Source organism: Bradyrhizobium sp. CCBAU 25338, from assembly GCF_028128965.1.
In the GTDB taxonomy this organism is placed as follows: Bacteria; Pseudomonadota; Alphaproteobacteria; order Rhizobiales; family Xanthobacteraceae; genus Bradyrhizobium; species Bradyrhizobium liaoningense.
In genome coordinates this window covers 251449-263644 of record NZ_LFKY01000039.1, presented here as the reverse complement: position 1 = coordinate 263644, position 12196 = coordinate 251449, and the positions used below count along the sequence as shown (strand labels likewise).

Sequence of the window (12196 nt, the reverse complement as noted above, 5' to 3'; positions counted from 1 at the left end):
GTCAGGGGCGGCGACTACCTGTGAGTTCTCTCTGGAGTTGAAGACATGCGCGCGCACCAGATCATGTCCCGGCGGGTGATGACTATCCGGCCCGAAGCTTCGATCGCCGATGCCATCAGGGTCATGCTTGGTCACCACATCAGTGGACTGCCGGTCACGGATGCGGCGGGAAAGCTCGTTGGCATCATTTGCGAAAGCGACTTCCTCAGGCGGGCCGAGCTCGAAACGGAGCACACGCGCAACCGGCTGCTGACCGTCCTGCTCGGAACAGACCGGATGGCGCGCGAATTCGTCAAGGAGCACGGGCGCAAGGTCGAGCAGGTGATGACGCGTGATCCGGCGACGACCAGGGAGGAGACGCCCCTCGAGGAGATTGCCGACCTGATGGAGCGTCGAAACCTGAATCACGTTCCGGTCATGCGCGATGATCGCATTGTCGGCATCATCACCCGGTCCGACTTCCTGTCCGCAGTTGCCGGTCCGCTGACTGGCGCACCCGGCTATTCGGAAGACGACAGTCAGATCCGCCGTTCGGTCCTTGCGGCGATGGCCGGGATGCCCTGGCAGCCCTTCGGCTTGAACGTGAGCGTCAGGGACGGGGTGGTGACGCTGCGCGGCGTCGTCAAGGGCGACAACGCCCGGCGCGCGGCTATCGTGGCTTGCGAGAACGCCTCAGGCGTGCGCGGCGTCGATGACCGCCTGTGCCTTCAATCGGTCAGTCCCGATCCGGAGGACGATTACGGCGGCGGTGACTTCGTCTCGCTGCAGGCAGAACCATCCACCCTCGATGACGAACCATTGTGACCATCGTCCCAGGCCGCGGTCTCCCGACGGGCGACCGCGCGGATCGACCTAGTCCTCCGCCACGGGACGGGTGAAATCGGGATTCGCAGTCTGGCCGGGTTTCGAACGAACCGATTGCTTGGCAGGTCTGGCGGTCGACGAAAAATAGAGCGCGAGCTCGAGGATGCCATACATCGCGAATAGCATTAGCGCCTTGATTGCTTCGTTCGTCATCTGAATATCCTCCAACAGCCGATCTCAACTAGCGTTGGGCCATTTCGGTCAGTGCATGCATTGGACGTGCCTGGTAGACGGCCAGCGTCTTCGCCTTCTGCAAGCTCAATTCAGGTTGGGCCAAGTGTACGGTCAGCGTGGTCGCTGCGACGGCGATGCCGGCAAGCAATCCGGCGACGACCACTTTCAGATGCGTTGCCCTGTCTGCAGTGTAAATCGAGTGGTTCATTTGCAGGCCCCTTGCCGGTGCGTCCTGACGAACCCTTACTATCGGATAAATCGTCCGGCCGAAATTTGGGGGCTTCACCTAAGGTGATGTCCGTAGCCGTACGGAAGAGCGCGCAACACTTGCACTCCTGGAATACCGGCTCACCGCCTTACCTTTGCTGTGCCGGCAAACGCCATCGGGGGCCTCGCGCATCGGTTCGGCAGGAGCGGGCGAGCCGGTAGGGCGGCGACTTCAGGGGCCGGCCACCGTGTCGCGTCGGCAGCTAAAGCGCGATGCGTTTAGGCTGAATCGTCATCGCGCTTTGGATTGTTGTTTAAGCATGATCTTTTCGGAAAACCGCTGCGCACTTTTCCGGATCATGCTTTAGCGCGGTGCCTGTCGGTCCCGCCCGGTACAGGCGGCAATCAGCCCGACCAGGGCAGTCACGAGCAACATGGTCACGATGGTCTGGATCAAGCCGAAGTTCAGCGCGTCACGCGCCACGAACAGCGCCGTGATCGGCGCTGCTATGGCGAAGAGAATCCGAACGAACCATCCGAGCATGGCGGCCTCGATCCGTAGGGAGTTCAGCCAGCGGCCTTCATGTCTTCGGGCGATTCCACATACAAGCCGGTGTAAGTGTCGACGAAGCAGAGATGGTCGTGAACTTTCTTGACGCCGGCGGTGCTCTCGGCGGCGACGATCGCGGCCTGACGGGCCTCGTCGGTGGTGACGAGGCCGTGCAGATGCACGACGCCCTTGCGGACATTCACCTCAAAGCCGATCGGACGCCAGTCGGTGCCGTTGACCGCGCGCGTGATGCGCTCGCGAATGTGCTCGTCATCGGCGGTCGGGTCGGGAATTTCGTGCAGGAGGCTCGCCACGGCTTGCAGCAGGTTCGTCCTCGTGACGATCCCGACGGGCGTCTTGCCCCGCATCACGGGGACGCGCTTGATGTCGTTCTTCTCCATCAGGTCGACCAGTTCGGCCAGATCTGTGTCTTCCTGCACCGAGACGACCTGCTTCGTCATGACGTCCTCGACCTTGCGGCCGCGCTCGTGAACGAACTCGGCAGCCGCGCGTCCTGGTCCCATGAAGAACTTCAGCCAGGCGGCGTGCCTGCGGCCGGTGCCGATCTCGCTGCGGCGGAGGAAGTCGCTTTCCGAGACCACGCCGACGAGATTGCCGGCATCGTCGATGACGGGCAGTCCGCTGATGTGCATTCGGAGCATGATCTTGGCCGCCTCCTCGATCGTCGTGTGCGGCGTTACGGCAACGAGGTCCTTCGTCATGATATGATGCGCGCGCATGGTGTGTCCTCGAGTTCGCTGGCGAGTTTCCTGGGTGAGGCGAGGCTGCGGCTGTCGCAGCCTCGCGTCGGGGGCCGTCAGGCGGCCTTTACGCTGATGGTCTTGGCCGGCTTCTGAGCTTCTTCGGTCTTGGGAAGGACGACCTTGAGCACGCCGTTCTTGAACGTCGCCTCGATCTTGTCGGCATTGACATCGTCCGGGAGCGCGAAGTAGCGCTCGAACGAGCCGTAACGGCGCTCGGAAACGTAGTAGTCCTTCTTCTTCTCTTCGGTCTCTTCCTTCTTCTCGCCTCTGATGGTGAGACCCCCGTTGACGAGCTTGACGTCGATGTTCTTCTCGTCGAGGCCGGGCAGCTCAGCCGTGATCTCGTAGGCCTTGTCGCTTTCGGCGACGTCGACGGCCGGCGCATTGAAGTTCTTGGACAGGTCGCGCTCCAGCCGTGCGAGCGAGCGGAACGGCCGTTTCCAGAAGCCGCTACCGAAATCGTCGAAGATCTGGTCGATTTCGTTTCTCAGCGCCTGGAACGGCTGCCATGCCTCGCCGGCGGCTGCAGGCGCGGTGGACGTCTTGGTGACAGGAAGTTTGGTTTCGGTCGCCATGATCATGTTCTCCTTCGAGCTTGACCATTCCGGTCGCTACGAAGGATAGTCTCGGCCATCGTGCGCTGGTTGATTTCGCTCAAACTCAGGAGCTGCGCGCGCGAAATTGGATGCGTCGGCAGGGCATAGGACGATCATGTCCCATGCGGGTGTGGAACTCGTCGTACCGCATTCCTGTGTCGAGCAAAATGGGGCAGGTCCAGAGACATTTCTCGGCTGCAGGGGCAGTCGAGAACATGTGGGGTTTATGAAGCCGGTCTCCTTGGCAACCATTGGTCGCCAAGTTTCACGTAAGAGCGCTTCACGGCAGCCCAGGCCGTGCGGTGAGCGATCTCTTCCTGCCGGAGGTCCCCGGCATGCGAGGCGAAGGCGTGGTTGAACGCCTCCCGGTAGATGTCCAGGGCATGAGGTGGCAGGTGGTGCCGTACGCCAGGGGGAAGGTCCTTGTTCGAGCGATAGGGCATCGTTGCATCCTGTGCGGAATCTTCGCCCCCCTTGCGCCGACGGCTGATGCCGCTGCGTTCGCTGCAGGGCCTGCGGCTGCTACATCGCCATGTCGGACTCGGGCAGCCGCTCGCGCTTCGGCTCCGGGATCTCCGTCATCGTCGCCTCCGTGAGAAGAAGCACGCTTGCGACGGACACCGCATTTTCGAGTGCGGTCCGTACGACCTTCACCGGATCGACGATGCCGGCTTCCACGAGGTCGACATAGACCTTCCGGGCGGCATCGAAGCCGGAATTGCCCTCGCTGGCCAGCATCCGGGCAACGACGACGCCGCCATCGGTTGCGGAATTTTCGGCGATCTGGCGCGCGGGAGCTTCGAGCGCGCGCTTCAGGATCTGCACGCCCGTTCTTTCGTCGCCCTCGCAGGTGCTCTCCTCCTTGGCCACCGCCGCGATCGTGCGGAGCAGGGCAAGCCCGCCGCCCGGCACGATGCCCTCGGCCACCGCAGCTTTGGTCGAGCTGATCGCATCGTCGAGCGCTTCCTTCTTGGCCTTCATCTCGGCCTCGGTCGGTGCTCCCACCCGGATGACGGCGACGCCGCCCGACAGCTTGGCGAGGCGCTCTTCGAGCTTCTCGCGGTCGTAGTCGCTGGTCGTCTTCTCGATCTCGACGCGGATCTGAGCGAGCCGTGCGTCGATACGGGCGCGATCGCCGCCACTCCCGATCAGGGTGGTGTTCTCCTTGTCGGCGACCACCCGTGCGGCGCGACCGAGCTGCTGGAGGGTGGCACTTTCGAGTTTGAGCCCGATCTCCTCCGAGATCACCTGCGCGCCGGTGAGGATGGCAATATCCTCCAGCATGGCCTTGCGCCGGTCGCCGAAGCCGGGCGCCTTGACCGCGCAGGCCTTGAGCACGCCGCGAAGCTGATTGACGATCAGGGTCGCCAGCGCTTCGCCCTCGATGTCCTCGGCGATGATCAGAAGCGATCGGCCGCTCTTGGCGACCTGCTCGAGCAGGGGAACCAGATCGCGCAGGGCCCCGATCTTGTGATCACAAAGCAGCACGTAGGGATCCTGCAGCACGGCTTCCATGCGGTCGGCATCCGTGACGAAGTAGGGCGACAGGAAGCCGCGATCGAACTTCATGCCTTCCACGACCTCCAGCAGCGTCTCGGTGGTCTTGGACTCCTCCACCGAGATCACGCCGTCACCGCCGACCTTCTCGATCGCATCCGCCACCAGCTCGCCGATGGAGATGTCGTTGTGCGCCGAGATCGTGGCGACCTGGACCTTTTCCGCCCTGGTCTTCACCGGCTTCGCCATGGCGTGCAGGGCGGCGATGGCAGCCTGTGTCCCGCGATCGAGGCCGCGTTTGAGGTCGATCGCGCTCGCGCCGGCGACGACGTTCCGGACGCCGTCCGCAAGGATGGCATGGGCCAGGATGGTCGACGTGCTGGTGCCGTCGCCGACGACATCGCCGGTTTTCTCGGCGGCCTGCCGCAGCACCTGGGCGCCCAGGTTCTCTTCCGCGTCCTTGAGATCGAATTCCTTGGCAATGGTGACCCCATCGTTGCACACGATGGGTGCGCCCCACGACTTCTGGATCAGGACGGATTTCGACTTCGGCCCGAGCGTGACGCGCACGGCATCGGCGAGAAGGGACGCGCCGCGCAAGACTTTTTCACGAGCCGCGGAGTGAAACAGGACCTGCTTGTGCGCCATTTTTCATGTCCTCTGCTTTGCTGCCGCTGCCAATGCGATTTTGGCGGACCAGTTTGGACGAGTGAGCTGCGACCGAATTGATCTTCGTCAACGTGCGCACGCCGGCGTCGAAGCTCCCGGGAGCTCTCGACAGGCCGTCGATCGATGCAAACGCGACAATGTTTTGAGACAGCGCGCATTTTGCCGGCAGCGCGTTGACTTGGCGCAATCTGGAACAGGGGCGGTGCGGTATTCAGTTCGGCGGAATTCGCAGCAGCGCAGAGTCATGGACGAGCAAACACTATCCGTTTCGAAGCAGGAGCACACGACCCGGCTCTCCGCCGCGTCGGCGTGGTCGGGAGTCCTCGCCCACAAATGGTTTGTGCTCGCGATCCTTGTTCTGCTCGCCCTTGGTGCCTGGCAGGGCGTCCGCATCCTGTTCGGACCTGCCGTCGTGGTCGACCAGGTCGCGCGCGGGCGATTGATCGAGACCGTGGTGGCGAGCGGGCATGTCGAGACACCGTACCGCGTCGAGATCGGCAGCCAGATCACCGGCACGGTCGCGGACGTGCTGGTGCATGAAGGCCAGAAGGTCACCAAGGGGCAGCCGCTGATCTCGCTGGAGGCACGGGAACTCAAAGCGAGCGTGATCCAGGCGCAGGGGGCGGTAGCCCAGGCCGAAGCCCGGATCAGGCAGCTCGAAGAGCTGACGCTGCCCTCCGCGAAGGAGGCCCTGACACAAGCGCAAGCGACGCTTCTGAACGCCCAGCAGACCTATAACCGCACGGCGCAGCTCGAACACAATGGCTACGCGACCAAGGCAGCCTTGGATGACGCGCAGAAGACGCTCGACGTCGCGCGCGCCGTGAAGCGTGCGGCGGAGTTCCAGGTCTATACCGCAAGCCCGGGCGGCAGCGACTATGTCATGGCGCAGACGCAGCTCAACCAGGCACGAGCCAATCTGGACACGGCGGAATCCCGCCTGGGCTATGCGACGATCGTGGCTCCTCGCGACGGCGTTCTCATCACCCGGAACGTCGAGCGAGGCACCGTGGTGCAGGCGGGGAAGGCGCTCCTGGTGCTGGCGCCGTCAGGTGACTTGCAGCTGGTCTTGCAGATCGACGAGCGCAATCTCGGCAAGCTCGCGCTCGGACAGAGCGCGCTGGCCTCCGCGGATGCCTACCCGGACCGGCGTTTCGCCGCCAAGGTCTCCTACATCAATCCGGGCATCGACATTTCCCGCGCGACCGTCCAGGTGAAGCTGACGGTGGTGGAGCCATCCGACGATCTGCGCCAGGACATGACCGTCTCGGTCGACATCGAGGTTGCCGCGAAAGACAATGCGAAGGTGCTTCCCGTCCGCTCGGTCCATGACGTCCTCTCCGGACAGCCCTGGGTCCTGACCGTGGAGGGCGGTCGTGCGGTCAAGCGTCCGGTGAAGCTCGGCCTGCGCGGCAACAGCAACATCGAGATCGTCGAGGGGCTCGAAGCCGGTGATGTCGCGATTCCGCAAAGCTCCGGCGTGGTGACCGGGCAGCGCGTGCGGCCCGTCCGGCCATGAATCGCTGGCTTCCATTCGAGTGGATCGCTGCCGTGCGCTTCCTGCGTGAGGGGAGATTGCAGACCGCCTTCATCATCGGCGGCATTTCGATCGGCGTTGGCGTCATTGTCTTCATGTCGGCGATGCTCGCGGGCATGGAGGCGAATTTCATCAAGCGCGTGCTGACGTCGCAGCCACAGATCCAGCTCCTCACGCCGGACCAGGTCGCGCGCCCTTTGCGCAATGCCGCCGGCGAGATCGAGGACGCGGTGGTGCAGCGGCCGAGCCAGCGAGTGATCTCGATCGACCAGTGGCCGAAGATCCGAGCCCAGATGCTGGCGATGCCCGAAGTCACCGCGGTCTCACCCACCATCACCGGATCCGCGCTGGCCATCCGCGGCGACGCCAGCCGGGCGGTGACGCTGACCGGAATCGAGCCGGACACCTATTTCAACATCGTCAAGGTGCCGGACTACATCGTCGCCGGTACCGCGCGGCTGACCAGCGAGGACATCATCATCGGCATCGAGCTCGCCAAGAATCTCGGCGCCACCGTGGGTGACAAGCTGAACCTCCAGGCGGCAAGCTCTGCCAACCGGGTGCTGACGATCTCCGGCCTGGTCGATTTCGGCAACAAGGCCGCCAATCAGCGGGTGGCCTTCATCGCACTGCGGACCGGACAGTCTCTGCTCGGCATGATCGGCGGCGTCACCACCATCGACATGACGATCAAGGACATCTATGCGGCAGAAACCATCGCCAAGCGGATCCAGGCCGCGACGGCCGTCGAGGCCGATAGCTGGATAGCCACCAACGCGCAGTTCTACACCGCCGTCCAGGCGCAGATCTACACGAACACCTTGATCCGTGTGTTCGTGGGCCTGTCTGTGGCCTTTGGCATTGCCGCGGTGCTCATCGTCTCGGTGATCCAGCGCTCCAAGGAGATCGGCATCCTCAGGGCGATGGGCACCTCGCGCGGCCAGATCCTGCGGGTGTTCCTGCTCCAGGGTGGTCTGCTCGGCTTTATTGGCTCGCTGTTCGGCGCGACGATGGGCGCCCTTGCGCTGATCTATTGGCACGCTGTTGCCCGCCAGGCGGATGGAAGCGAGTTCTTTCCGTTGATCCTGGAGCGAAACCTCTTCATCTATACGGCGGTGCTCGCCACGGTCACCGGCCTGTTGGCTGCGACGGCGCCGGCGGTGCGCGCCGCGAAACTCGATCCGGTGGTAGCGATCCGTGGCTGACGAGATCCTGAGGCTCGAGCGCGTCTGCAAGGCCTACAATGTGGGCCTGCCAACGGAGGTCGAGGTATTGCACGACATCGATCTCGAGCTCGCTCATGGCGAGTTCCTGGCCTTGATGGGTCCGTCCGGCTCCGGCAAGAGCACGCTGCTCAACATCGTCGGTCTGCTCGATCGGCCGACGTCCGGGCGGCTCCTCATCAAGGGGCGCGACACCGGGCTGCTGGGCGACAACGAGCTCACGCATCTCAGAGGCCACACCATCGGCTTCGTGTTTCAGCATCATTTGCTGATCTCTGCCTTCACCGCGCGCGAAAACATCATGATGCCGATGCTCGCGGACCGCGGATTTCCGAGTGCCGAGATCGCGGCCCGGGCCGATCGCCTCCTTGCCGAGGTCGGTCTCGAGAGATTCGGAAACAATCTCGCCAACAACATGTCGGGCGGCCAGCAGCAGCGGGTGGCCGTGGCCAGGGCCCTCGCGATGAATCCGGATCTCGTGCTGGCGGACGAGCCGACCGGCAATCTCGATTCGAAGTCGGCCGATGCCGTCTTCGAACTGATGCGACGGGTCAATCGGGAGAGCGGCACCAGCTTCCTGCTCGTCACCCACAATCTGGACCTCGCGCGCCGCTGCGACCGCATCATCGAGGTGATCGACGGCCGGATTGCGCAGCATTGAACGCTGGGAATCCAGCGCAAGCGTCATGTGCTGTCAGTCCTGTCGAGTTCATCGGCCCGGTCGTGTGGGACCGCGGTGTTGACCTGAATCAAGCAGAGGTCGCCGTTCTCCATTACCATTTACAGTGCAGCCGACGGTGATGGGAGAAGCAGAGTGGAGTCCGATCAAGGTTCACGGAATCAGACCATGGTCATGGCCGCTGTTTTGGCAGGCGGCCTGCTGCTCGTCATGCTGCAGTTCGGGCTCGCGACGTACAGTTCAATCGAAACCATTCCCTACAGCCAATTCGAGCAGCTGCTGGCGCAGGACAAGATCGCCGAGGTGTCCGTCGGCTCGGATATGATTCAGGGGAAATTGAAAGAACCGCTTCCGAGTGGAAAGTCCGCATTCATCACGGCGCGGGTCGATATGGCTTTGGCCGAAAAGCTCGCGGCAAAAGGCACGAGTGTGACCGGCGTTCCCAGTGGCGGTCTGCTGCAGAACTTGCTGTCCTGGATCTTCCCCGTCATTGCCTTCTTCGTGATCTGGTTCTGGATCGGCCGCCGCATGGGAGGCGGCCAGGGCCTGGGCGGGCTGATGGCGATCGGCAAGTCCCGCGCAAAGGTCTATGTCGAAAAGGACATCAAGGTCACCTTCGCGGACGTCGCCGGAGTGGACGAGGCGAAGTTCGAGCTCCAGGAAGTCGTTTCATTCCTCAAGGACCCCAAGAGCTATGGCCGCTTGGGAGCGCACGTGCCGAAGGGAATATTGCTGGTCGGACCACCGGGAACGGGAAAGACGCTGCTGGCCCGCGCCGTGGCGGGAGAGGCCGGTGTTCCGTTCTTCTCGATCTCGGGCTCGGAATTCGTGGAGATGTTCGTCGGCGTCGGCGCAGCGCGCGTCCGGGATCTGTTCGAGCAGGCCCGAAAGGCGGCACCGTGCATCATCTTCGTCGACGAGCTCGACGCATTGGGACGCAGCCGCGGGCCACTCTCGTTCGGTGGTTACGACGAGAAGGAGCAAACCCTCAACCAGCTGCTGTCCGAGCTTGACGGCTTCGACCCGAGCGCCGGCGTCATCCTGCTCGCAGCCACCAATCGCCCCGAGATCCTGGATCCCGCGCTGCTAAGGGCAGGCCGGTTCGACCGCCAGGTTCTGGTTGACCGGCCGGACAAGAACGGGCGCGTCGCCATTCTCAAGGTCCATGTCCGCAAGATCCGCATGGGCAACGACGTCGACCTCGACAAGGTGGCGGGACTCACGACCGGATTTACCGGCGCCGATCTCGCAAATCTCATCAACGAAGCCGCGATCGCCGCGACCAGACGAAGCGGTGAGGAGGTCACGTTCGACGATTTCGTCACGGCGATCGAGCGGATCGTGGCCGGCATCGAGAAGAAGAGCAGGGTGCTCAGCAAGGACGAACGGCGCAGGGTTGCCTATCACGAGATGGGCCATGCCCTCGTCGCGGCCAGCCTGCCCGGCGTCGACCCGGTGCAGAAGGTCTCGATCATTCCGCGCGGGATCGGCGCATTGGGATACACCATCCAGCGTCCGACCGAGGACAGGTTCCTGCTGACGATCGAGGAGCTCAAGAACCGCATCGCGGTGCTGATGGGGGGACGCGCATCGGAGCGCCTGATTTTCGACGGTGCGATCTCCACGGGCGCCGCCGACGATCTTCAGCGTGCGACCGAAGTCGCGATCGAAATGGTGACCAAGTACGGCATGGACGAGACGGTGGGGCAACGCACCTATGCGCCGAAGCCGCAAGCGTTTCTCGGGGCGGCCCAGGACAAGATCGTCGGGGCTGCCGAGGCAACGGGCCGCGAGATCGATCTGGCCGTCCGCAACCTGATCGAGGAGGGAGACCGCCGCGCCCGGGATATCCTCCAGCGCCGGCGTGGTGACCTGGACGCCGGTGTGGAGCTGTTGATCGCGAACGAAACGGTGACGTCCGAGCAGTTCGCGCCGCTGCGGGGCCAGCGCAGCGAGGAGAGCAAGCCGGTCGCCGCGTGATCGCGGCACGCATCAACGGCTGCGGCTCGCTCTGCAGGAGCGCGCATCAAGCCTGCCGACGCGATCAAAGGCCGCGCGAGTTGATCTTCCGGCGCAGGCGATGACACGCATCTTCCAGGAGAGTTTGAAGATTCTCGATGTTCACCAGCAGCTCCTCTGCTTGTCGCCGATCTGGTGTTCCGAAAGCAAAACCGTCGCGCAGATGCGCGACGGTCTCCACACGCTTGCGTCCGGCTGCCGCTCGATTTTCGAAGAACTCGAGTTGCTCCAGATCATGGCCGAGCTCGTCCGCTTCGGAGATCAGCATCTTGGTGATCGCGCTTCGGCGGTCAGGCATGAGGTCGGCGCCGCTCAACAGCGCGATGTAATGGTCGACATTCGCCCGTGCGATGTAGCGATGCATGGCGCACTCCCCGTAACCCTATATTACCACCGCAAGGGCAGGCGACGAAAGATGACCGCCTTTGGGTGGGTAGGCCCGCCGCGGTATTATAGTAGCAGGAACGAGAGCGGTAAACCAGAATATCCGTGATCTTCTGAACGGCGATCCAAGTCGCGAAACAGAAGTCGCGGCAGATCGGGCTTGATCCCGATCAAGCTCGGGCTTCGCGAGCCCGTTAGTATTTATCTTGCGTAACACGACCCCACGGTTACGCCCCCAGATCGCCGCCGAGGTCCATCCCACCGTATCTCGGCGGCTCTTTTTTTCTGATGATTATTTCAGCCAAGCTGTGTGGGACCGCGGGAATGAGCCGATGCCCACCTACTATTTCGATATCAAGGACGGCGTGCCCGTCCGCGACAAGTCAGGATTGGAGCTTGTGAGTGATGGCGCAGCCATCGCACACAGCAAGAACCTCGCCGACAAGGTACGCAAAGAGAAACCGAAAGGTCATCCCGCGCTCCAGATCGTCGTCATCGACGAGAACGGCCGGGAAGTTCACCGCGAACGGATTTATTCAAACGCCACCTGACACCGGTAATGGGATGTAGCGCGGCTCTCTCCCTGACGCCCTGATCGCCCCACATCGCGAAAATTCGCCCCCCTCATTGATTTGGCGCAAAGCCGCAGGCCGATCGGCTTCTAGCTTAAATCAAAGCGCCGGGTCGGAGTGCTCGTGTCCCTCGCCCAACAGGTGCTGAACGGAAGGTGCCTGGGAGGGGTGAAGCACCATGAAGCGGCAGCAGACCAAGCAAACCGTATCGTTTCAGGACCGCGTTTCGGCGTGGGCCGAACAGCTCCGTAAGCAGGCCGCCAGGCTGAAGCCTGGCCGCGAGCGGGCCGACCTGCTCGCGAAGGTTCGTCAGGCCGATGTCGCAGCTCACCTCGACGAATGGGTCAACTCTCGGGGTCTTCAGCCGCCAAAGTAGGGATGCTCTGCTTCCAGCTGGATGCAGGCCGCGCGGCGCGCCAGCGCCTTCACGCATGGCATCGACCCAGATCGACCGACTCGAA

Annotated in this window: 15 protein-coding genes; 7 read left to right on the top strand and 8 right to left on the bottom strand. The window is 63.2% G+C overall.

Annotated elements, in window-relative coordinates:
• Window positions 1-45 precede the first annotated feature (45 nt).
• The gene (locus ACM42_RS23235) at window positions 46-804 is read left to right on the top strand and encodes a CBS domain-containing protein (RefSeq protein ID WP_271530114.1); all 759 of its coding nucleotides are present in this window, start codon (window positions 46-48) and stop codon (window positions 802-804) included.
• A gap of 48 nt (window positions 805-852) precedes the next feature.
• Here ACM42_RS23235 and ACM42_RS23230 read toward each other — a convergent pair whose 3' ends face one another.
• The 7 genes from ACM42_RS23230 to groL all read right to left on the bottom strand — a co-directional run bounded on the left by ACM42_RS23230 (window position 853) and on the right by groL (window position 5300).
• Entirely contained in the window at window positions 853-1017 is a 165-nt protein-coding gene (locus ACM42_RS23230; RefSeq protein WP_271530113.1) for a hypothetical protein, read from the bottom strand.
• Between the two features lie 28 nt (window positions 1018-1045).
• Window positions 1046-1246: a hypothetical protein gene (locus ACM42_RS23225; protein WP_271530112.1), complete on the bottom strand. Its 201-nt coding sequence runs from the start codon at window positions 1244-1246 to the stop codon at window positions 1046-1048.
• A gap of 363 nt (window positions 1247-1609) precedes the next feature.
• The gene (locus ACM42_RS23220) at window positions 1610-1789 is read right to left on the bottom strand and encodes a hypothetical protein (protein WP_035717310.1); all 180 of its coding nucleotides are present in this window, start codon (window positions 1787-1789) and stop codon (window positions 1610-1612) included.
• A 23-nt stretch (window positions 1790-1812) separates the two neighbouring features.
• Window positions 1813-2535 carry a CBS domain-containing protein gene (locus tag ACM42_RS23215; protein WP_271530111.1) on the bottom strand — a complete coding sequence of 241 codons (723 nt, stop codon included), beginning with the start codon at window positions 2533-2535 and terminating at the stop codon, window positions 1813-1815.
• A 77-nt stretch (window positions 2536-2612) separates the two neighbouring features.
• The gene (locus ACM42_RS23210) at window positions 2613-3134 is read right to left on the bottom strand and encodes an Hsp20/alpha crystallin family protein (RefSeq protein ID WP_028177080.1); all 522 of its coding nucleotides are present in this window, start codon (window positions 3132-3134) and stop codon (window positions 2613-2615) included.
• Between the two features lie 245 nt (window positions 3135-3379).
• The gene (locus ACM42_RS23205; protein WP_271530110.1) at window positions 3380-3598 is read right to left on the bottom strand and encodes a ChaB family protein; all 219 of its coding nucleotides are present in this window, start codon (window positions 3596-3598) and stop codon (window positions 3380-3382) included.
• Window positions 3599-3677: 79 nt separating this feature from the next.
• Entirely contained in the window at window positions 3678-5300 is a 1623-nt protein-coding gene (groL, locus tag ACM42_RS23200) for a chaperonin GroEL (RefSeq protein WP_271530109.1), read from the bottom strand.
• Window positions 5301-5565: 265 nt separating this feature from the next.
• On the opposite strand from groL, the gene ACM42_RS23195 reads away from it, so the two are divergent.
• The 4 genes from ACM42_RS23195 to ftsH all read left to right on the top strand — a co-directional run bounded on the left by ACM42_RS23195 (window position 5566) and on the right by ftsH (window position 10740).
• On the top strand, window positions 5566-6840 hold the full coding sequence (locus tag ACM42_RS23195; RefSeq protein WP_271530108.1) for an efflux RND transporter periplasmic adaptor subunit: 1275 nt from the start codon (window positions 5566-5568) through the stop codon (window positions 6838-6840).
• Entirely contained in the window at window positions 6837-8063 is a 1227-nt protein-coding gene (locus ACM42_RS23190; RefSeq protein WP_271530107.1) for an ABC transporter permease, read from the top strand. The genes ACM42_RS23195 and ACM42_RS23190 overlap by 4 nt, the downstream gene beginning before the upstream one ends.
• On the top strand, window positions 8056-8742 hold the full coding sequence (locus tag ACM42_RS23185; protein WP_271530106.1) for an ABC transporter ATP-binding protein: 687 nt from the start codon (window positions 8056-8058) through the stop codon (window positions 8740-8742). The genes ACM42_RS23190 and ACM42_RS23185 overlap by 8 nt, the downstream gene beginning before the upstream one ends.
• Before the next feature lie 153 nt (window positions 8743-8895).
• Window positions 8896-10740, top strand: a complete 1845-nt coding sequence (gene ftsH, locus ACM42_RS23180) for an ATP-dependent zinc metalloprotease FtsH (protein WP_370115017.1) — start codon at window positions 8896-8898, stop codon at window positions 10738-10740.
• A 64-nt stretch (window positions 10741-10804) separates the two neighbouring features.
• On the opposite strand, the gene ACM42_RS23175 is transcribed toward ftsH, so the two are convergent.
• The gene (locus ACM42_RS23175; RefSeq protein WP_271530104.1) at window positions 10805-11095 is read right to left on the bottom strand and encodes a hypothetical protein; all 291 of its coding nucleotides are present in this window, start codon (window positions 11093-11095) and stop codon (window positions 10805-10807) included.
• Window positions 11096-11495: 400 nt separating this feature from the next.
• On the opposite strand from ACM42_RS23175, the gene ACM42_RS23170 reads away from it, so the two are divergent.
• The gene (locus tag ACM42_RS23170; protein ID WP_271530103.1) at window positions 11496-11714 is read left to right on the top strand and encodes a DUF6894 family protein; all 219 of its coding nucleotides are present in this window, start codon (window positions 11496-11498) and stop codon (window positions 11712-11714) included.
• A 199-nt stretch (window positions 11715-11913) separates the two neighbouring features.
• The gene (locus tag ACM42_RS23165; RefSeq protein ID WP_271530102.1) at window positions 11914-12111 is read left to right on the top strand and encodes a hypothetical protein; all 198 of its coding nucleotides are present in this window, start codon (window positions 11914-11916) and stop codon (window positions 12109-12111) included.
• Window positions 12112-12196: the final 85 nt, after the last annotated feature.

Coding starts and splice junctions, on each gene's coding strand:
- ACM42_RS23210 (WP_028177080.1), bottom strand. CDS start 3,134: ATGGCGACCGAAACCAAACTTCCTGTCACCAAGACGTCCACCGCGCCT.
- ACM42_RS23225 (WP_271530112.1), bottom strand. CDS start 1,246: ATGAACCACTCGATTTACACTGCAGACAGGGCAACGCATCTGAAAGTG.
- ACM42_RS23195 (WP_271530108.1), top strand. CDS start 5,566: ATGGACGAGCAAACACTATCCGTTTCGAAGCAGGAGCACACGACCCGG.
- ACM42_RS23165 (WP_271530102.1), top strand. CDS start 11,914: ATGAAGCGGCAGCAGACCAAGCAAACCGTATCGTTTCAGGACCGCGTT.
- ACM42_RS23235 (WP_271530114.1), top strand. CDS start 46: ATGCGCGCGCACCAGATCATGTCCCGGCGGGTGATGACTATCCGGCCC.
- ACM42_RS23190 (WP_271530107.1), top strand. CDS start 6,837: ATGAATCGCTGGCTTCCATTCGAGTGGATCGCTGCCGTGCGCTTCCTG.
- groL (WP_271530109.1), bottom strand. CDS start 5,300: ATGGCGCACAAGCAGGTCCTGTTTCACTCCGCGGCTCGTGAAAAAGTC.
- ACM42_RS23205 (WP_271530110.1), bottom strand. CDS start 3,598: ATGCCCTATCGCTCGAACAAGGACCTTCCCCCTGGCGTACGGCACCAC.
- ACM42_RS23170 (WP_271530103.1), top strand. CDS start 11,496: ATGCCCACCTACTATTTCGATATCAAGGACGGCGTGCCCGTCCGCGAC.
- ACM42_RS23230 (WP_271530113.1), bottom strand. CDS start 1,017: ATGACGAACGAAGCAATCAAGGCGCTAATGCTATTCGCGATGTATGGC.
- ACM42_RS23220 (WP_035717310.1), bottom strand. CDS start 1,789: ATGCTCGGATGGTTCGTTCGGATTCTCTTCGCCATAGCAGCGCCGATC.
- ACM42_RS23215 (WP_271530111.1), bottom strand. CDS start 2,535: ATGCGCGCGCATCATATCATGACGAAGGACCTCGTTGCCGTAACGCCG.